The sequence below is a fragment of the Streptomyces sp. NPDC098101 genome, from assembly GCF_044760185.1.
Classification (GTDB): Bacteria; Actinomycetota; Actinomycetes; order Streptomycetales; family Streptomycetaceae; genus Streptomyces.
The window spans coordinates 347,958-369,516 of the sequence record NZ_JBIWAS010000001.1 but is presented as its reverse complement, the minus strand read 5'-3'; the positions used below and the strand labels follow the sequence as shown (position 1 = coordinate 369,516).

Genomic DNA, 21,559 nt, shown 5'->3' with positions numbered 1-21,559 from the left:
TCACTTCGGCATGATCTTCACCCACTCCGCATTGGCTTGAATATGCGGTCCGGACATCATCTCGGCGTGCCGGCCGGAGCCCCGCACCACCCGCAGGGCGCCCGTGGTCAGCCCGCGCCAGGCGGCCTCCTCGCGGGGGCCGAGCTCCGAGCCGTCCGCCGTCACCAGGAGCAGTTCCGCGGCGACCGGCCCGGTGTGGACGAGGGAGTCCCAGTACTCCGTGTACCGCACGCGCCGGGCGGCGGCCATCTCCTGGATCTCCGGGGCGGACAGCGCCTCGGCGAGCACCGGGTCGAGTCGGTCGAGGCCCTCCCGCATGTTCCTGCGGACCCGGTCGACCAGCGCCTCCCCGGTCTCCTCCGGCTCCTCGCCGGTCTCCCCGGTCAGCGGCGCGCTGTCGAAGAGGACGACGCGCTCCACCTCCCGTCCCCTGCGCTCCAGTTCGCGCGCCACCTCGAACGCGACGTTGCCGCCCGCCGAGTAGCCGCCGAGCCGCAGCGGGCCCGCCGGAGAGGCCCGCTCCACCAGGTCCGCGTAGAGGCCGGTCCGGTGCTCCTCCTCCACGAAGTCGAAGGCGTACACCGACTGTTCGGGCAGAAGCTCGGCGAGGGGCAGGTAGACCAGGCCCCAGCCGGCGATCGGTGGGAAGAGGAAGATCCTCTCCTCCCGCTCGGAACGGCCGAGCCTGGTCATCACCTGCTGCCCCGGCGTGCCGGGGCCGGCCTCGGCCGCCCGGTCCACCAGGGCCGCGACCTCCCGCACGGTCGGCCCCTGGAACACGCCCGCCAGCGGCAGCCGCGCTCCGGTGCGGCTCCGCAGGAGGGCGAGCAGGGTGACGACCTTGAGCGAGTGGCCGCCCAGGGCGAAGAAGTCGGCGGCCGCGTCCAGCGGACCGGTGCCCAGGACCTCCGCGAACAGCTCCGCGACCAGCTCCTCGGTGGCCCCGGCGAGCGGGACCTCCCGGACGCGGGCGGCGGCGGGCGCCGGCGCGGGGAGCGCCTTGCGGTCGATCTTGCCGTTCGGGGTGAGCGGGAACCGTTCGAGCGGCACCGTCACGGCGGGCACCATGTACGAGGGGAGCCGGGCGGCCAGCCGTTCGCGTACGGCCCCGGCCCAGGCCGGAAGGTCCTCCGGCCCGCCGGCCGGCACCACGTACGCCACCAGCCGCGGCCCGCTGCCGCCGTCGTCCCGGACGGTCGCGGCGGCCAGCGCCACCTCGGGGTCGGCGGCCAGCGCCTCCTCGATCTCGCCCAGTTCGATCCGGTGGCCGCGGATCTTGACCTGGTGGTCCTTGCGGCCGAGGAACTCCAGGGTGCCGTCGGGCAGCCAGCGCCCGATGTCCCCGGTGCGGTAGAGCCGGCCCCCGGCGGAGGGGCCGAAGGGGTCCTCGTGGAAGGCCGCCGCGGTCCGCTCGGCGTCGCCGACGTAGCCCCGGCCCACGCACGGGCCCGCCACGCAGATCTCGCCCTGGACGCCGCGCGGCGCGAGGGCGCCGCCGCCGGGAGTGTCCAGCGGGACCGTCGGGTCGACGACGTACAGGCGCGCGTTGCGGATCGGGCGTCCGATGGGGACGGAGCCCGCGCCCGGCGGTTCGGTGAGCAGGTGGTGGGTGATGTCGTCGGACGCCTCCGTCGGGCCGTACGCGTTGACCACGACGACGTCCGGGAAGGCCGTCAGCCAGCGGCGCGCCAGCGAGTGGGGCAGTGCCTCGCCGGTCGGGACGAGGGCGCGCAGCGCGGGCAGTTCGGCGGGCTCCCGCTCCAGGAGGTCGAGCATCACCTCCAGCATCGACGGCACCACCTCCAGGACGGTGGCGCGGCGTCCGGCGACCTCGGCGAGGAGCGCGCCGGGGTCGGCGGCGGTCGCGTCGTCGCAGACCAGGGTGCGGCCGCCGAGGACCAGCGCGCCGAACATCTGCCACACGGAGATGTCGAAGCACTGGGAGGCGTTCTGGACCAGGACCGTGTCCCGGCCGAGGCCCAGGTCCTCGGCCTTGGCCAGCATGTGGTTGAGCATTCCGCGCTGTTCGACCATGGCGCCCTTGGGACGGCCGGTGGAGCCGGAGGTGAACAGCACGTAGGCGAGGTCGTCCTGGGTGACGGCGGTGGCGGTGGTGTCCCCCGGGGCCTCCCCGGCCGGGTGCGGGGCGTCGGTCAGCGGCAGCACCGTGCCGTCGAACCCGGCGCGCAACTCCTCGGTGAGCAGGTGCGGTTCGGCCAGGAGCACCCGGCAGCCGGCGTCGGCGAGCACGCCCAGGCTGCGGGCCGCCGGGTGGCGGTGGTCCAGCGGGATGTAGGCGCCGCCGGCCTTCCAGGTGCCGAGGACCGCCTCGGCGAGCAGCGGCCCGCGCGCGGCGAGGATGCCGACGAGCTGTTCCCTCGCGAGCCCGGCACCGGTGCGCAGGGTCGCCGCCACGGCGGCGGCGCGGGCGTCGAGTTCGCCGTACGTGCGCCGCGCGGCGCCCGCCTCCAGCGCGATCCGGTCCGGATCGGCGGCGGCCACCGCCTCGATCCGCGACAGGACGGTCTGGCCGGCCGGGATCTCCGCGTGCCGCGCGCCGAGGCCGGCCGTCAGCTCGGCCCGCTCCCCCGCGGTGAGCACGTCGATCCGGGCGAGGGGCAGCTCCGGGGCCCGGCCGATCCGGTCGAGCACGGCGCCGAACCGGTCGCACAGCGCCTCGGCGGTCTCCCGGCGGAAGAGCCGGGTGGCGAAGTCGAGGCGGCACTCCAGGAGGCCGTCGCGGGGGTGGGCGAACAGCTCCAGGTCGAAGAGGCTGCGGCCGGTGTCGGTGTCGAGCTGCCGGACCGAGGTGGTGCCGTCCGGGCCGTCGAGGGCGGTGCCGTCGGCGGCGCCCGTCATGTTCTGGAAGGCGAACATCACGTCGAAGAGCGGGTTGCGGCTCGGGTCGCGCTCGACCCTGAGCCGGTCCACCAGCCGCTCGAACGGGTAGGCCTGGTGCCGCAGGGCCTCGGCGGTGGCGGTGCCGACCCGGTCGAGCAGCGTGCCGAAGTCCTCGGCGGGGTCGACGGAGCCGCGCATCGGCAGGGTGTTGAGGAACGGGCCCGCCATGGCCTCGGTGCCGGGGACGGTCCGGCCCGCGAAGGGGCTGCCCACGACCAGGTCGGTCTGCCCGGTGTGCCGCCACAGCGTGACGTACAGCGCCGCGAGCAGGGTCGCGTAGAGCGTGGTGCCCGCCTCCCGGGCGATCCGCTCCAGGCGCCCCGTCACCCCGGCCGGGACGGTGAACCGCACCGCGTCGCCCTCGGTCGCCTGGACCGGCGGGCGGGGGAAGTCGGCGGGCAGCTCCAGGCGCGGCGGGAGCTGGGCGAAGCGGGTCAGCCAGTACTCCTCGTGCTCGGCCAGTTCGGCGCGGTACTCCCCGGTGCGCTCGTGGGCGGCCCAGTCGCGGTACTGCCGCGCCGGCGGCAGCTCCCCGCCCGCGTACAGGGTGAGGAACTCCGAGACGAGCAGGGCGAGGCCGACGCCGTCCGCCGCGATGTGGTGGATGTCGAAGAGCAGCAGGTGGACCGGGCCGCCGTCCGGCGCGGGCGCGCGCCGGACCACGGACATCCGCATCAGCGGGGCGCCGCCGAGGTCGAAGGGCCGGACGAAGGCCGCGAGGACCCGGTCCGCCGGGCGGTCGTCGGACACCACGGCGACGTCGGCGCGCAGTTCCTCCGGCGGGCACACCACCTGGACGGGCTCGCCGTCCTCGACGCGCAGCGAGGTGCGCAGCAGCTCGTGGCGCTCCAGCAGGCCCCGGTAGGCCGCGCGGACCCGTGCGACGTCGAGGGCGCCGGAGACCTCCAGGGCGTGCGGGAGGTTGTAGTGGGTGCCCAGCGGGTCGAGTTCGTGCAGGACGAAGAAGCGGCGCTGAGCGGCGGAGGCCGGCTGGACGGCCCCCTCGGGCCCGTGGACGAGGGCGCGCGGGCCGCTCGTCGCCGTCCGGCCGAGGGCCCCGGCGAGCGCGGCGGGGGTCGGGTGGTCGAACAGCTGGTGGAGCTCGACGGAGACGCCGTCGTCCCGGCGCAGTCCGGCCAGCAGCGTGACGGCGCGCAGCGAGTGGCCGCCGAGGGCGAAGAAGCTGTCGTGGACGCCGACCCGGTCCACGCCGAGCACCCGGCCGAAGGCCTCGCAGAGCACCGCCTCCAGCGGGGAGCGCGGGGCCTCGTACGGGGTGTGGCCGGCCGCGGCCGTGCCGGAGGAGCGGGCGACGGCCGCCAGCAGGTCCCGGGCGACCGGGTAGCGCAGCGGGAGCAGGTGGGCCCGGTGCGCCATGGCCCCGGTGCCGGCCGGGGAGGCCTCCTCGTCCGGGGAGGCGGCGTCGGCCGGGAGGGCGGCGTCGAGGGCGGCCGGCCAGCGCGGGGCGGGGCGCCCGGCGCCGTCGCCCGCGGTCGTGGCGGGGGTCGGCGCGGGCAGGGCGGCCAGGTACGGCGGCCGGGTCCCGGCCCCTCCGTCCGGGGCGTCGGCAAGGTCCGCGATCCGCAGGCCGAGGGGGCGCGGGCCCCCCGCGTCCAGCCGGGCCGCCAGGTCGCTCCCCCGGTGCGGGTGGACCAGGAGGAGCGGGGCGGAGCCGGGGCGGCGCAGGGTGCGGGTGTCCGCGTCCGCCGCGTCCGGGTCGTCGGCCGCGGGCACGAGCGGGGCCCCCGGACGGTAGCCCAGCAGGGCGAAGAACGCGGCGGCCCGGTCCGGGTCGGCGACGAGCAGGGCGATCCGGGCCCCGGTCCGCTCGGGCCCGGAAGCCACGTCCTCCGGCTCCCCGGTCTCCAGGAGTTCGACCAGGCCGACCCCGGCGACGGAGAAGAACCGCACGCGCCGGCCGCCGAAGAGCACGGCGGGGGCGGCGTCGCCGACGGCCTCGAAGGCGATGCCCGCCGCCCGCCAGGCCCGCTGGGCCCCGTCGAGGGAGGGCACGCGGTAGCAGAGGTGGTAGGGGCGCTCGCCGAAGCGCTCCAGGACGCCCCGGCTGGGGGACGTGTCGTCCACGGGCGCGACGAGTTCGACCGAGGGGCGGTCGGGGTGGGTCAGCATCCGCAGCAGCGAGCGCTGCTCCGGGTCGTGGACGGTCCCGCCCGCCGTGAAGCCGAGCGCGGCGAGGGCGGCGGCCGGTGCCTCCGGTTCGGCGACGGCGACCCCGACGTGGTCGAGGGGCGCGCACGCGACGGGGGCGGCGTCCGCCGGGGACGCCGGGGCCGGGTCGGCGGGCCGCTCGTGGCGCAGGGCGACGAAGCGGGGCGTGCGCGGCAGGTCCGCCACGGGAAGCTCCCACAGGGTGCCCCCGGCGGCCCCCGCGGCCCCGGAGTCCGTACGGGTGAAGCCGTACCGGTCGAGGAAGGCGCGGGCGGGCTCGTTGCGCTCCGTGGCCGTGAAGCGGGCGCGCAGGACCGAGGCCCCGGTCTCCTCGCAGACCGTCCGGAGTCCGGCCAGGACCGCCTCCTCGACGGTCCGGCCGAGCACCCGGCAGCTCAGCAGGACGTTGTCCAGCTCCAGGACGGTGCCGTTCAGGGTGGACAGGACCACGCCGGTCAGGCCGTGGTCGCCGAAGCGGTCGCGGACGCGGACCACGTGGGCGGCCCTCCCGGGCTCCGCGAGCCGCGCGGCGAACCGGTCGGCCGTCAGGCGCAGTCCGCTCAGGTTGAACTGGTTGGTGCGGCGGGTGAGCTGGGCGGCCCGCTCCCGCTCGTCCTCCGCGACGGGGGTGAAGAAGGCCTCCAGCTCCATGCCCTCCAGGAAGGCCTCGACGGAGGGCGCGGCGCTCTCGTGCTCGCGGCGGGCCCGCTCGGTCCGGTAGCGGTCGGCGCGCCGCCGGTCGTCCTCGGTCACGACCGCGCTGTCGAACGCCCAGACGTGCTCCAGGAAGAGGGCGTGCTCGGCGCGGTCCTCCGGGAGGCGCAGGGTGAGCACCTGCGGGAGGGCGGCCGCGACCTCGGCGCACTCGGCGGGGCTGTCGTCCAGGAAGACGAAGGAGTCCGGGCCGAGGCTCAGCTCTTCGGCGATGTCGCGCAGGTTCCGCGACTTGGGCGCCCAGTCGGCCCGTACGGCGGCGAAGTGGTCCCAGTCGAGCAGCATCCCGGGGTGGGTGTCGAACACGGCGCGGGCGTCGGCCTCGGCGTTCTTGCTGACCAGGACGAGCAGCACGCCCTCGGAGCGCTTGCGCAGCAGCAGGCGCTGGACGGCGGCCGCGGCCTCGTCGACCTCCACGCCGAGCGGGCCGTCCTCGCCGACGACCCCGCGCCAGAGGGTGTTGTCGGCGTCGACCGCGATGACCTTGTAGGAGGGCAGCAGTCCGGCGAGGAGGCGGCGCGCGACCTCGGTCGCGGCCACGGCGAAGAACTCCTCGGTGTACGGGACGCGGCCCAGCGCGTACGCGGCGGGGTCCTCCCACCGGGTCAGGCCGAAGCGCTCGGCGGCGGCCGGCAGGTCGACGGCGGTGAGGCCGGGGAGCGCGGCCAGGTCCGTGCGCCACCGGGCGGCGAGCCGTGCGACGGCGGCGGCCACCGGGTCGGCGTCCCCGGCAACCGGGTTCGCCGGGGGGAGGGCGACGAGGCGGGGCGCGGAGGCGCGGCAGCCCCGGACGGCCTCCACGAGTTCGCCGTAGGTGCGTTCGAGCCGGGCGACCGTGGCGTCGGGGTCCTCCCCGGCGGGCGCGTCGGTGAGCCAGTCCTCGAAGCGCACGAGCAGCAGGGCGGGCCCGTCGGACGCGTTCCAGGCGCCGGCGGGGTCGAGGAGCTCCTGGAAGACCTGGCCGTATCCGGCGAAGTCCACGCGGGCGTCGAAGCCGAACCGGCCGCACCACCAGCGCAGCGGTTCGAGCAGCGGCTCCGCCGTGTAGGAGGCGACGACGGCGAGGTCGAGCGGGCGGCCGTGGATCCGCTCGCGGCGGGCGCGGAGGTCGTCGGCCTCCTCGGGGGCGAGCGGGGCGAGCTCCGGCAGGGGCGCGGCGGGGCGGTCGGCGGCCGCCGCGCACAGCGCGGTGAAGTGCTCGCCGAAGCGGGTGACGGTGTCCTCGTCGAAGAGGGCCCGGTTCGCCTCGGCCTTGACGCGCAGGCCGCCGTCGGGCGCGGGGAAGACGTCGAGCTTGAGGTCGAGCTTGGCGGTGCCGTGGCGGACCTCGACGGGGGCGAAGAGGAGGTCGCCGTGGCGGTCCGGGCCGTCGGCGCCCCGCTCGCCGTGGAAGATCAGCATGGTGTCGAAGAGCGGGTTGCGGCCGTCCCGGGCGGCGGCTCCGGCGAGTTCGACGATCTCGTCGAACGGCAGCTCCTGGTGGTCGTAGTCGGCCAGGACCGTGGTCCTGGTGCGGGCCAGGAGGGTCCGGAAGTCGTCCCCGGCGGCGGTCGCCACCCGGACGGGCAGGAAGTTGGCGAACATCCCGACCGTGCGGTCGAGGTCGGGGTGGTGGCGGCCGGCGACGAGCGAGCCGACGACGACCTCGTCCTGGTCCGCCCAGCGGCCGAGGACGGTGCCGAAGACCGCGAGGAGCGCCATGTTGAGGGTGGCGCCCTCGGCGCGGGCCCGGTCGGCGAGGGCGGCGGTCGCGTCCGGGGAGAGCGCGAAGGCGGTGGTGAAGCCCTCGGGGTCGCGCCGGTCGGACCGGGGCCGGTCCAGCGGCAGGGTCAGCCGCGGCAGGCCGTCGGTGCGGCGGGTCCAGTGCGCGCGCAGGGCGGGGGCGCGCTCGGTCTCGCGGGCGCGCTGCCAGTGGGTGAAGTCCCGGTAGCGGGTGCGGACCGGCGGGAGCGCGGCTCCGTCGAGGAGGGCCAGGAACTCCTCGACCAGGATCTGCAGGGACGTGCCGTCGGCGGCGATGTGGTGGATGTCGAGGAAGAGGACGCCGGTCTCCGGGCCGGTGGGCAGCCAGCGGGCGCGGACCAGCGGGCCGGACGCCAGGTCGAAGGGGCGCACCAGGGCCGTCAGGGCGTCGTCGAGCGCCGCGTCCGGGACGGTCGGGTGCTCGGCGAAGTCGACCTCCGCCGAGGGGCGGATCCGCTGGCGCACCTCGCCGGACGGGAGGTCGAGCCGGAAGGTCGTACGGAGGGACTCGTGGCGGTCCACGAGGCGCTGGAGCGCGGCGCGCAGCGCCGCCGGGTCGGCGGGGCCCTCGACGCGCAGCGCCACGGGCATGTTGTAGCCGGTGCCGGTGCCGGAGGAGTTCTGGATGAGGAAGATGCGGCGCTGGGCCGGGGAGGCGGGGTGCTCGTCGCCGGGGGGCGCGGGGGCGATCGGCGCGCCCGAGGAGCGGGCGGCGAGCGGGAGGCGGGCGGCCATCGCCGCGAGGGTGGGGTGGGTGAAGACCTCCGCGAGGGGCAGGACGCGGCCCAGGTCGCGTTCGACGCGGGAGGCGAGCACGGTGGCGGTCAGCGAGGTGCCGCCCCGGGCGAAGAAGTCGTCGTCCCGGCTGACCGGCCCGCAGTCCAGGACCTCCCGCCACAGTGCGGCGAGGGCCTCCTCGTCGGGTCCGGACGGCGGGACGGACTCGGTGCGGACGGCGGCGGGTTCGGGCAGGGCGCGCCGGTCGACCTTGCCGTTCGGGGTGAGCGGCAGGACGTCGTGGCGGGCGAATCCGGCCGGGACCATGTAGGCGGGGAGCCGGGCGGCGAGGTGCGCGGCGAGCTCGCCCGCGCCGGTGTCCCCGCGCAGGACCACGTGGGCGCCGAGCCGGTGGTCGCCCCGGCCGTCGGGGTAGGCGACGACGGCGCACTGGGTGACGGCCGGGTGGGCGGCGAGGCAGGTCTCCACCTCGCCGAGCTCGACGCGGTTGCCGCGGACCTTGACCTGGCCGTCGATGCGTCCGACGAACTCCAGGGTGCCGTCGGGGCGCCAGCGGACGTAGTCGCCGGTGCGGTACATCCGGGCGCCGGGCGCGGTGGCGTACGGGTCGGGGACGAAGCGGTCGGCGGTCGCGGCCGGGGCGCCGAGGTAGCCGAGGCTGACGCCGGCGCCGCCGACGCACAGCTCGCCCACGGCGCCGTCGGGGAGCAGCCGCAACCGCTCGTCGAGGACGTACGGGCGGTAGCCGGGCCAGGGGGTGCCGATGGGGACGTCCCCGGTGGCCGGGGCGCGGCCGGCGGTCCCGGCGACGGCGTGGGTGCTGGTGGTGACGGTGGCCTCGGTCGGCCCGTAGGTGTTGACCAGTTCGACGCGGGCGGTCGCGGGGTCGTCCTGCCAGCGGCGCACCGACTCGGGGTTGACCCGCTGCCCGGAGAGGGTGACCAGGCGGACGGAGGGGGCGGGGCCGCCGTCGCCGTCCCGCAGGTGCTCGTACCAGCGCTCCCAGTACGCGGTGGGCAGGCCGAGGACGGTGACGCCCCGGTCGGCGGTGAAGCGGTCGAAGCGGGGGAAGCTGGTGATGGCGTCGGCGGGGCGGCACACCACGCGGGCCCCGGCGGCGAGGGCCGGGAAGATCTCCTCGACGGAGGCGTCGAAGCTGGGCGAGGAGAAGTGCAGCACGCGGTCGCGGGCGGTGATCCCGAAGACCTCGACGCAGCCGAGGTTGTGGTTGACGACGCCCCGGTGGGTGACGCCGATGCCCTTGGGGGTGCCGGTGGAGCCGGAGGTGTAGATCATGTACGCCAGGTCGGCGGGGGTGACGCCGGTCTCCGGGTCCTCCGGGGACAGGGCGGCGAGTGCGGCGGTCAGCTCTTCGGGGACGAGGGTCGGGGCACCGGTCGCGGCGGCCCGGCCGGCCAGGTCCGGGTCGGCGAGGACGAGGGCGGCGGCGGAGCCCCGGACCATGGCGAGGGCGCGTTCGGCCGGGTAGGCGGGGTCGACGGGGACGAAGGCGCCGCCCGCGGCGGAGACGGCGAGCATCGAGACGACCAGGCCGGCGCCGCGCTCCATGAGCAGGGCGACCCGGTCACCGGTGGCCAGGCCCCGGGCGCGGAGCAGCCGGGCGAGGCGGTGGACCCGGTCGCGCGTCTCCGCGTAGGTCAGTTCGGTGCCGTCGTGGTCGACGAGGGCGACGGCGTCGGGGGTGCGGGCCGCCGAGGCCTGGAAGAGGCCGTGCAGGGTGGTGGCGGGGCGGGGGCGGTCCGGTCCGGTGCGGCCGGTGAGCAGCAGTGCGCGTTCGGCCGCCGGGACGAGGGCGATGCCGTCGAGCGGGGCGGCCGGGTCCGCCGTCATCTCCTCGACGGTCCGGACGAGGTCCGCGGCGATCAGGGCGGCGCCGTCGGCGTTCCAGCGGGCGTCGCGGTGTTCGAGGTAGCCCTCGAAGCCGCCGTCGCGCTCGTACAGGTAGAGGCTCAGGTCGAGCTTGGCCTCGCGCTTGGGCAGGGCGACCGGGGTGACGGTCAGCTCGTCCAGGTCGACGGGCTCGTACGGGTAGTTCTGCAGCGCGAACAGGGCCTGGAAGAGGGCCTGTCCGGGCCCGGCCTGCGGCCGGACGGCCTCGGTGATCTCGGCGAGCGAGACCTCCTGGTGGGCGAGGGCGCCCAGGGTCGCCGTGCGGCAGCGGCGCCAGAGGTCGGCGGCGGTCGCGGCGGCGGTGTCCACGGCGAGCGGGAGGGTGTTGGCGAAGTAGCCGATGACGTCCTCGGTCTCCGGCCGGAGCCGGCCGGCGACCGGCGTGCCGATGACGGGGCGGACGGTGCCGGTCCGGCGGGCCACGACCAGGGCGAAGGCGGAGAGCAGGGCCATGTACGGGGTGACGCGGTGCTCCCGGCAGGCGTCCTGGAGGCGTCGGGCGAGCGCCGGGGGCAGGGCGACGGGGACGCTGCCGCCCGCGCTGTCCGCGTCGGCGGGGGCGGTGCGCGGCGCGGCGGGCGCGTCGGCCGCCGCGAGGTGCTCCCGCCAGTGGTCGAGCTGCGCGGCGAACTCCCCGGCGGCCTGCCGCTCGGCCCGCTCCCGTACGACCGCGCTCCAGGTGGTGCGCAGGGGGGTCGGGGCGGGGGCGGGGCGGCCCTCCAGGCGGAGGTAGGCGGCGGTGATCTCCCGCACGAGCAGGGACATGGACCAGCCGTCGCCGACGATGTGGTGCATCGAGATGACGAGGACGTGGCTGCGCTCGGCCTCGGCCAGCAGGTCGAGCCGGAGCAGCGGTCCGGCCGCCAGGTCGAAGGGGCGGGCGAGGACCCGCTCGACGAGGGGGTCGAGGCCGGTGGACGCGGGGTGCACGGTCAGTTCGGGCGGCAGCGCGCGGTGGACGCGGGTGCGGGGGACGCCGTCCTCGGCGTGGAAGGTGGTGCGCAGCGCCTCGTGGCGGAGGGCCACCTCGGCGGCGGCGGCGCGCAGCGTCCCGGGGTCGAGCGGGCCGGTGAGGCGGACGGCGTCGCAGATGGTGTAGGCGGTGCTCTCCGGGTGCACCTGCTGGTGGGTCCAGAGGCGCAGCTGGGACGGGGTGGGCGGGACCGGCGCGCCGTCCGGGGCCGGGGCCGCCCCGGGGGCGGCCGGTGCGGCGGTGGCCGGGGCGGTCGTCGCGGTGCGGCGGGCGGAGGCGCCCGCGAGGCGCCGGGCGAGGAGCTTGCGGCGGGCCTCGGCGGCGGCCGTCTCAAGGGTCGTCTCGGCGGTCGTCTCGGGCGCCGTCTCAAGGGCCGTCTCGGGGGTCTGGATCTCGGTCATCGGGCGTCGTCCTCGCTGAGCAGTGCGGCGATCTCGTCATCGGTCAGGGCGTCGAGTTCGGCCTGGATCCGCTCCTCGACGAGGGCGGCCAGGGCCGCGACAGTGGTGGCGTCGAACAGGGCGGCGAGGTCCAGGTCGACGCCGAAGGCGCGGCGGATCCGGGCCAGGACCTGCGCGGCGGCGAGCGAGTGCCCGCCGACCGCGAAGAAGTCGTCCTCGACGCCGAACTCCCGGCCGGGCAGCACCTCGCGCCAGAGCGCGTGGACGGTCTCCTCGACCTCGTCGCGGGGGGCCACGAAGGGCGCGGCGGACGGGCGGTCCGCGCGGAGCGCCGCCTCGTCCACCTTGCCGTTGGCGGTCAGCGGCAGGGCGTCCCGGAGGGTGAAGCCTCCCGGGACCTGGTGTCCCGGCAGGGCCTCGCGGCACCAGTCGGCGAGTTCCCGTCCGGTGGGCGGGGTCCCGGGGGCCGGGACGACGTGGGCGTGGATCCCGTCGGGCGGGGCGGCCACGACGTGGGCGTGCGCGACGCCCGGGTGGGCGGCGAGCCGGGCCTCGGTCTCCCGGGGGTCGACGCGGTGGCCGCGGACCTTCAGCTGCCGGTCGGCGCGGCCCGCGTACTCCACCGCCCCGTCCGGCCGGTACCGGCCGAGGTCCCCGGTGAGGTAGACGCGGTCGCCGCCGGGGCCCGGCACGAAGCGGGCGGCGGTCAGGGCGGGGTCGTGCGGGTAGCCGAGCGCCAGGTACGGGGTGCGGACCGCGATCGGGCCCAGTTCGCCGACGCCGGCCCGGCGGCCGTCGGCGGTGAGCACCAGCAGCTGGACCCCGGGAACGCCCCGGCCCAGGGGGACGGTCCGTCCGTCGTGCGCCACGGGATCGGCGTCCTGGACGGCGATGCCCTGCGGGGTCTCGGTCGCGCCGTAGAAGGCGGTGCAGCGGACCCGCGGCGCCCGCAGGGCGAGCTCACGGCAGTCGCCGCCGGTGAGCGCCTCGCCGCCGAAGAACGCGCGGCGCAGGGCTGGGAGGCTCAGGGCGGGGTCAGCGGCGCCGAGCAGCCGTCCCAGGGAGGGGGTGAGGTGGACGGCGGAGACCTCCCCCTCCGCGAGGCGGCGGGCCAGCCGGTCGGGGTCCCGGACGTCCCCGGACGCGGTCAGGAGCAGGGCGCCGCCGCACCACAGGGGGGTGAACAGGTCGCGCAGGAAGGGGTCGTGGGAGGGCCCGGAGAGGGCGGCGAAGCGGTCCTCGGGGCCGAGGCCGTGGTGGCGCACGTGCCAGTCGAGGAAGTGGGTGAGGGCGCGCTGCGTCCCGGCGACAGCGCGGGGCTCCCCGGTCGATCCGGAGGTGAAGGCGAGGTACGCGACGGCGTCGGGGTCCTCGGGGGGAGCGGCGGCGACGGCCGGGGCCGCCGGGACTGCCCGGGTCGCCGGGGCCTCCGGGGCCTCCGAGGCCTCCGGGGCCTCCGGGGCCTCCAGCGGCGGCAGGGTCAGTACGGTGCAGCCGGGCAGCTCGGGGGCGGCGGGGGTGCTGGTGCCTGCGCCTGCGCCTGTGTCGGCGTCGGTGCCGATGCCGGTCCCGATGCCGGTCCCGGTGTCGGTCCTGGTGTCGGTCCCGGTCCCGGCGTCGGTTCCGGGGACGAGCAGGACGCGGCAGCCGGCCGTCTCCGTCCGGTGGCGCAGCACCTCGGCGGGGTGCTCGGGATCCAGGAGCAGGAAGGCGGCGCCGGCGCGCAGGACGGCGAGCACGGCCGCGGACAGGTCCGCGCGGCGGTGGGCGAGCACGGCGACGACGTCGCCGGGGCCCGCTCCGTGGCGGGTCAGGAGGGCCGCGCCCGCCTCCGCCTGGGCGGCCAGCTCCCGGTACGTCCGGCGGGTGGTGCCGTCGTCGGCGGCGAGGGCGTCGGGGGTCTCCCGGGCGCGCAGGGCGAGCCGTTCGAGGAGGCCTCCGGCCCACCGGGCCGGCAGCGGCAGGGCCGGGTCGGGAAGGGCGGCGTCGAGGGCGGTGGGGCGGGGGGCGAGGCGGTCGAGCGGGGTCTCCGGCGCGTCGGCGGCCGCGTCCAGGAGGGCCGTGAGCCGCTCCAGGAGGTCGGCGATCCGCGCGTCGTCGAAGAGCAGGCCGTTGTGCACGGCGGTCAGCCCGATGCCGTCGTCGCCCCGGTCCCTGACGTACAGGCTCAGGTCGAACTTGGCGCCGAAGCGCAGGAGTTCGGCGCCGTACGGCTCCACCGAGAGGCCCTCGGCCGGGTGCGCGGCCAGCGGGTCGTGCGGGTCGAGCATGTTGAACAGCACCTGGAACACCGGGGTGGTGGACCGGTCCCGGTCCGGGCAGACCTCGGCGACGATCCGCTCGAACGGCACGTCCTGGTGGGCGAAGGCGTCCACGGTGGCCGTGCGGACCCGGTCGACGAGGCCCGCGAAGCCGATCGCGGGGTCGACGTCGGTGCGGATCGGGAGGGTGTTGACGAAGCAGCCCACGGTCCGCCGGACGGCGGGGTGGGAGCGTCCGTCGACAGGGGTGCCGACGATGACGTCCCGCTCGCCGGTGAGCCGCTGGAGGGTGGCCTGGAATCCGGCGAGGAGCGTCATGAAGAGGGTGGCGCCGCGGCTCCGGGACAGCTCCCGCAGCCGTCGTGCCCGGTCGGCGGGGACGGTCGCGGTCACGAGGGAGCCCTCGAAGGTCTGCCGGGCGGCGCGCGGCCGGTCGGCGGGGAGGGCGAGCACGGGCAGCTCCCCCGCCAGCGCCTTCCGCCAGTGGTCGAGCAGTTCGTCGCCCCGGGGGCCGTCGAGCAGGGCGCTCCGGTGGCGCGTCCAGTCGGCGTACCGGGCCCGGCCGGCGTCGTCGGCGGGTTCGGCGCCGGAGTAGGCGCGGAGGGTCTCCTCCAGGAGGACGCCGACGGAGCCGCCGTCGGCGGCGAGGTGGTGGACCGTCACGAACAGCACCCACTCCTCCTCGTCGAGCCGGGCGAGGGCCGCGCGCAGCACCGGGCCCCCGGCCAGGTCGAAGACGTGGGTGGACTCGGCGGCGCCGAGGGCGGCGAGGCGCTCCTCGCGCCGGGCCGGCGGCAGGTCCCGCAGGTCGTGCAGGGGCAGGTCGACGGGCGCGGCGTCGAGGACGCGGGCGTACGGGACGCCGTCCTCGGAGCCGTACACCGTGCGGAGGGTGTCGTGCCGGGCCGCCGTGGCGGTGAAGGCCCGCGCGAAGCGGCCGGGGTCGAGGGGGCCGCGGACCCGGTACGCGCCGGACATGTTGAGGACCGGGGTGCCGGGGGTGTGCTGCTCGAAGAACCACATGCGCTGCTGGGCGGAGGAGAGCTCCTCGCGCCCGCCGGGCGCGGTGGCCTCGACGGGGGCGTCGGCGTACGGCGCGGTGAGGGTCCGCACGGCCGCGGCGAAGTCCTCGGCGACGGGGGCGTCGAAGAGGGTCCGCAGCGGGATGTCGCGGGAGAGCTCGGTGCGCAGGGCCGCGACGGCGCGGACCGCGAGCAGGGAGTGGCCGCCCAGGTCGAAGAAGTCGTCGGTGGCGCCGACGCCGCCGGGCAGGCCGAGGACCTCGGCCCAGACGCGGGTGACGGCGCGCTCCACGTCGTCGCGGGGCTCGACCCGGGTGCGGGGTCCGGCGGCGGAGCCCCAGTCGGGGGCGGGCAGGGCCTTCCGGTCGACCTTGCCGTTGGGGTTGAGCGGCAGGGCGTCGAGGACCACGAGGTGGCCGGGCGTCATGTGCTCGCCGAGCAGGGCGGTGACGTGGTGGCGCAGGTCGCGGACGGGCGGCAGCACGTCGCCGACGACGTAGCCGACGAGGCGGAGTTCGCCGTCGGGGCCGGGCAGGGCGGCGGCCGCGCAGTCGCGCACGGCCGGGTGACGGGAGAGCGCCGCCTCGACCTCGCCGAGCTCCATGCGGTGGCCCCGGATCTTGACCTGGTGGTCGACGCGGCCGAGGAACTCCAGGGCGCCGTCGGCGCGCAGCCGCACCAGGTCGCCGGTGCGGTAGAGCCGGCCGCCGGGCCGGGTGCCGTACGGGTCGGGCACGAACCGCAGTGCGGTCTGGACCGGGTCGCCGAGGTAGCCGCGGCCGACGCCGACGCCGCCGACGTACAGCTCGCCGGGGACTCCGGCCGGAACGGGCCGGCCGTGGGCGTCCCGCACGTACAGGCGCATGTTGGGGACGGGCAGGCCGATCGGGGTGCGGGTCTCCAGGGGGCCGGGCGGGGTGGTGAGGGTGGCGTGGGTGACGTCGTCGGAGCACTCGGTGGGGCCGTAGGCGTTGACGACCGGGACGCCGGGGTGGCGGGCGAGCCAGGCGCGGACCAGGGCGGGGTCGAGGGCCTCGCCGGTCAGCATCAGGAGGCGCACGCCGGGGGCCTCGGGCAGCGCGGGGTCGGCGAGGGCCGCCCGGAGCATCGAGGGCACGGTCTCCAGGAGGGTGGCGCCGTGGTCGCGGGCGGCCGCCCACAGGAGGGCGGGGTCGTGGGCCTGCTCGTCGGTCACGATGGCGACCCGGCCGCCCAGGAGCAGCGGGGCGAGGAACTGCCAGACGGAGATGTCGAAGCAGACGGAGGCGTTCTGGACCAGCGTGTCGTCGCCGGTCATGCCCAGGTCGTGGATCTTCGCGTAGAGGTGGTTGACCATGCCGGCCTGCTCCACCATGGCCCCCTTGGGGACCCCGGTGGAACCGGAGGTGAAGATCACGTACGCCAGGTCGTCGGGCGCGTCCGCGACCGGGGCGGGGGCGGGAGCCTCGGCGGGCGGCGCGGCGAGCACCTCCTCCAGGGCGACGGTCCGGCCCGCCGGGGCGCCGGCCGCGACGATCCCGTCGAGCAGGGCGCGGGTGCCCCGGGTGTGCGCGGTGAGCACGGCGCCGCTGCCGGTGAGGATGCGGGCGAGCCGGGCCGTCGGGTACATCGGGTCGAGCGGGACGTAGGCGCCGCCCGCCATGAAGACGCCGATGACGGCCGTGAGGAAGAGGGTGGAGCGCTCGGCGAGCAGGGCGACCCGCTCGCCGGGGCGCAGTCCGGCGGCGCGCAGGGCGGCGGCGCACCGGGCGGCGTCCGCGCGGAGCTCCGCGTAGGTGACGGCACCGTCCGCGTCGACGGCGGCGACGGCGTCGGGGGTGCGCGCGACCTGGGCCTCGAACAGCTCGCGGAAGGTGCGGTCGAGGGGGAACGGGACGTCGGAGGCGCCGGGCCCGGCGAGCATCCGGCGCTCCTCGTCGGCGGCCATGACGGGCAGGTCGCCGACGGGGCTCGCCGGGCGGTCGAGGGCGCCGCGCAGCAGCGCCTCGTACCGCCGGGCGAACAGCTCGGCCGTGGCCGGGTCGAAGAGCCCGGCGTCGTACTCCAGGCGCAGGCGCAGCGCGCCGTCGCGGGGTTCGAGCAGCACGGTCACGTCGAAGCGGGCGGTGCCGGAGTGGACGGGGAGTTCGGTGACGTCCAGGCCGGGCAGGGCGAGCGCGGACCCCGGGGTGTTCTGGAGTCCGAACATCACCTGGAAGAGCGGGGTGCGGGTCTGGTCGCGTCCCGCGCCCGTCTCCTCCACCAGCCGCTCGAAGGGCACGTCCTGGTGGTCGTAGGCGTCGACGGCCCGTTCCCGCACGTGCCGCAGCAGGGCCGCGAAGGACAGGTCGCCGGTGACCCGGGCGCGCAGCGGCAGGACGTTGACGAAGCAGCCGGCCAGGTCCTCGGTGTCCCGGTGGGTGCGTCCGGCGACCGGGGAGCCGACGATCACGTCCGTCTGGCCGGTGTGGCGGTGCAGGAAGGCGTGGAAGGCGGTGAGCAGGGTGACGAACGGGGTGACGCCGTGCTCCTTGGAGAAGCGTTCCACGGTACGGGTCAGGTCGGCGTCCCAGTCCCGCAGCAGCTCGGCGCCCCGGCGGGGGCCGGCCGAGCGCGGCCGGTCGGAGGGGAGGTCGAGCACGGGCAGCGGTCCGGCCAGCCGCTCGCGCCAGTGGGCGAGCTGCCCGTCGAGGGCCCCGCCGTCGAGGGCGTCGCGCAGCCGGTGGGCGTGGTCGGCGTACCGGGCGCGCAGCGCGGGGAGGCGGGCGGGGGTGCCGTCGAGCCGGGACCGGTACAGCTCGGCGAGGTCGCGCAGCAGGACGCCCACGGACCAGCCGTCGGAGACGATGTGGTGCACCGTCACCAGGAGGACGTGCTCGCGCTCGGCGAGGGTGAGGAGCCGGGCCGTCCACAGCGGGGCCCGCGCCAGGTCGAAGCGGGTGCGGGCGGCGAGTCCGGCGAGCCGGTCGGTCTCCCGGTCGCGCTCCTCGGCAGTGAGGCCGCTGAGGTCGGTCTCGGTGAGCGGGAGTTCGACCGAAGGCGGGGTCGTGGGGCGGCAGGTGCCGTCGGCGTCCGCCGGGAACGCGGTGCGCAGGGCCTCGTGGCGGTCGGTCAGGTCGCGCAGCGCGCCGGTGAGGGCGGCGCGGTCGAGCGGGCCGGTCAGCCGGAGCGCGGCGGGCACGTTGTAGAGCGGGCTGCCGGGGTCGAGCTGGTCGAGGAACCAGAGCCGCTGCTGCGCGAAGGAGAGCACGTCGGGACGGGGGGCTCCGCCGGTGGGGGCGGTTCCGGTGCCGGTGCCGGTGTCGGTGTCGGTGCCGGTGTCGGTGCCGGTGCCGGTGTCGGTGTCGGTGTCGGTGTCGGTGTCGGTGTCGGTGTCGGTGGGGGCCTCGTCGGTGGAGGCGGCGGCGGTGACGGGTCCGGTGTGCGCGGGGCCGGCGTGTTCCGGAGCGTCGTTCTCCGGGGCGTCGGCGGGGTCCTCCTGCGCCGGGGGCGTGGCGGGCGCGTGGGCGGGTGCCGTTGCCCGGAGGTCGCGCAGGCGGTCCACCGCCGCCGCGAAGCCCGCGAGGGTGGGGGACTCGAAGAGGGCCCGCAGCGGGACGTCCACGCCGAGCCGCTCGCGGACGCGGGAGACGACCCCGGTCGCGGTGAGCGAGTGCCCGTCGAGGTCGAAGAAGTCGTCGGCGCGGCCGGGCCGTTCGATGCCCAGGACCTCGGACCAGATGCCGGCCAGGATCCGCTCGGTGCCCTCGCGGGGCTCCTCGTGGGCGGGCCGGGCGTAGTCGGTGCCGCCGGGCGCGGGCAGCGCGGCCCGGTCCACCTTGCCGTTGTGGGTCAGCGGCAGCGCGGGCAGGACGACGACGGCCGACGGGACCATGTAGGCGGGCAGGGCGGCGGCGAGGCCGGACCGTACGGCCGCCGGGTCGACGGGTCCGGCGTCCGCGCCCGGGACGACGTACGCCACGAGCCGGGGGCCGGTCCCCTCGTCCGTACGGGCGAGGACGGCGGCCTCGACGACGCCGGGCCGGGCCAGCAGGGCCGCCTCGATCTCGCCAGGTTCGATGCGGAAGCCGCGGATCTTGACCTGGTGGTCGAGGCGGCCGAGGAACTCCAGGCCGCCGCCGGGCAGTCGGCGGACCAGGTCGCCCGAGCGGTACATGCGCGCGCCGGGGCCGCCGTACGGGTCGGGCAGGAAGCGCTCGGCGGTCTGGCCGGGCGCGCCGAGGTAGCCCCAGCCCACCTGGCCGCCCGCGATGAACAGTTCGCCGGGCACGCCGTCGGGCACGGGCCGGAGCGCCCCGTCCAGGACGTGGAGGCGGGTGCCGGGGACGGGGGTGCCGATGGGGACGGTGACGGCGGCGGAGTCGGCGGCGGTCGCGGTGTGCACGCAGCATCCGACGACGGTCTCGGTGGGTCCGTACTCGTTGACGATCCGGACGCCGGGGGCCGTGCGGGCGATCCGCTCGACGAGCGCGGGGGCCAGTGCCTCGCCGCCGACCACGAGCGTCCCGGCGGCCCGGGCGAGCCGCCCGGGGTCGAGGGTCCGCTCCAGGAGCTCCAGGTGCGCCGGGGTGATCTTGAGGAGGCTGAAGCCGTCCCGGCGGGAGAGGAGGGAGGTCAGCCGCTCCACGCCCTCCCCGCCGTCGACCAGCACGGCGGTCCGTCCGGCGGCGAGCGGGGTGAGCAGGCTGGTGAGGGTGAGGTCGAAGCCGAGGGGCGAGTGGACCGGGGCGCCGGAGCCGTCGGCGACGGCGTACTCCCGCGTCGCCCAGTGGACGTAGCGGGCGAGGGCGTCGTGCGGGATCATCACGCCCTTGGGCGTGCCGGTGGAGCCCGAGGTGTAGAGCACGTACGCCAGTCCGCGGGGGTCGGTCGGCGGCAGCGCGGGCCCGTCCTCACCGGGCAGTTCCCCGGCGAGCAGGTCCTCGACCGCGAGGGCGCCGGGCTCGGCCGTGCCGGCGGCGAGGCGCTCGCGCGTGGTGAGGACCGTGCCGGCGCCGCAGGCGGCGAGGATCCGCTCGGCCCGCAGCGGGGGCAGGGAGGGCTCGACGGGCACGTAGGCGGCGCCGGCCCGCCAGATCCCGAGCATCGCGGCGACGGTCGCGGCCGACGGCCCGCAGCGGAGGGCGACGAGCTGTCCGGGGCGCACGCCCCGGGCGCGCAGCGCGCGGGCCGCGCGGTCGGCGGCGGCGTCCAGTTCGGCGTAGGTGAGGGTCCGTCCGGGGTCGGTGACCGCCGGGTGGTCGGGGTGGGTGCGGGCCCGGTCGGCGACGAGCGCGGGGACGTCGCGGGCGGGGCCGTCGTCGGCGGGGCCGGTGAGCAGCGAGGCGTCGTCGGGCCGGAGCAGGTCGGCAGCCGGGGTCGCGGGGGCCGCGACGGCCTCCTCCAGGACCTGGAGCCACTGGCGGAGGAGGCGGGCGCCGCTCGGGGCGGCGAGGACGTCCGCGTTGGTCTCCAGGACGGCGTGGAGTCCGGCGGCGCGCTCCTCGACGAGGAGGCTGACGTCGTACTTGGCGGTGCCGCCGTCGACATCGAGGAGTTCGGTGTCGAGGCCGGGCAGGGCCACGGGCTCCGACGAGGCGTTCTGCAGGGCGAACATGGCCTGGAAGAGCGGGGAGCGGCGCCGGTCGCGGTCCGGCCGGAGCTCTTCGACGAGGGTGTCGAACGGCAGGTCCTGGTGGGCGAAGGCGTCGAGGGCGGTGCGCTTCACGCGGCCGATCAGCTCGTCGAAGGACGGCGTGCCGTCCAGCGCGACGGCCAGCGGCAGGACGTTGACGAAGTAGCCGATCAGGCCCTCGGTGTCGACGGCGCTCCGGTTGGCGACCGGGGTGCCGAGGACGACGTCGTCCTGGCCGGAGTGCCGGTGGAGGACGGTGGCGTACGCGGCGGCCAGCACCATGAAGAGCGAGACGCCGTGGCGCCGGGCGAGCTCCCGCAGGGACGCGGCGAGTCCGGCGGGAACGGTGGCGGAGGAGCGGTGGCCCGCGCCGCTGGGCTCGGCGGGGCGCGGGTGGTCCCAGGCCAGTTCGAGCGGTTCGGCGCGGGCGACCGGGGTGCTCCGCCAGTGGTCGAGGAGCCGCTCGCGCTCGCCCTCGTCGAGGCGGCCCCGGTGCCAGACCGCGTAGTCCGCGTACTGCAGGGGGAGTTCGGCGAGCCGGGCGGGGGTCCCGGTGGAGCGGGCCCGGAAGAACTCCCCCAGCTCCCGGAGGATCACGCCCACCGACCATCCGTCGGCCACGATGTGGTGGAGGGTCAGGAGCAGGACGTGGTGGTCGTCGGCGAGCTTCAGGAGCCGGGCCCGCAGCAGGGGTCCGGTCGTGAGGTCGAAGCCGCGGGCCGCCTCCTCGCGGGCGAGCAGGAGCGCGCGCGGCTCCCGGGCGGGGGCGTCGAGCCCCGTCAGGTCCTCCACGCCGAGGGCGACCGCGAGCCGCTCGTGGACGAACTGCGCCGGCGCGTGGTCCACCTCCCCGAACGTGGTGCGCAGCGCCTCGTGCCGGTCCACCAGGTCCTGGAGGGCCCCGGCCAGCGCGTCCGGGGACAGCGGGCCCCGCAGCCGAAGCGCTGCCGGCACGTTGTACGCGGCGGTGCCGGGGCTCAGCCGGTCGGCCAGCCACAGGCCCTCCTGGGCGTACGAGCAGGGGAAGGCATAGACGGTGTCGGCGGCGGCGCCGTCGGGCGCGGCCTGCGGGAAGGCAGTCATGTGCGTGCTTTCGCTCGGAGGGTGGGCGGGGCGGCCGTTCGGGGCCGGGA

2 protein-coding genes are annotated in these 21,559 nt (G+C 77.1%); both read right to left on the bottom strand.

The features are described from left to right. A complete protein-coding gene (locus ACIQVI_RS01445; RefSeq protein WP_403589807.1) occupies window positions 1-11,550 on the bottom strand; it encodes an amino acid adenylation domain-containing protein in 11,550 nt (3,849 codons plus the stop codon). Beyond that, entirely contained in the window at window positions 11,547-21,509 is a 9,963-nt protein-coding gene (locus ACIQVI_RS01440; RefSeq protein ID WP_403589805.1) for an amino acid adenylation domain-containing protein, read from the bottom strand. The genes ACIQVI_RS01445 and ACIQVI_RS01440 overlap by 4 nt, the downstream gene beginning before the upstream one ends. Between the last annotated feature and the right edge of the window lie 50 nt (window positions 21,510-21,559).

Coding starts and splice junctions, on each gene's coding strand:
- ACIQVI_RS01445 (WP_403589807.1), bottom strand. CDS start 11,550: ATGACCGAGATCCAGACCCCCGAGACGGCCCTTGAGACGGCGCCCGAG.
- ACIQVI_RS01440 (WP_403589805.1), bottom strand. CDS start 21,509: ATGACTGCCTTCCCGCAGGCCGCGCCCGACGGCGCCGCCGCCGACACC.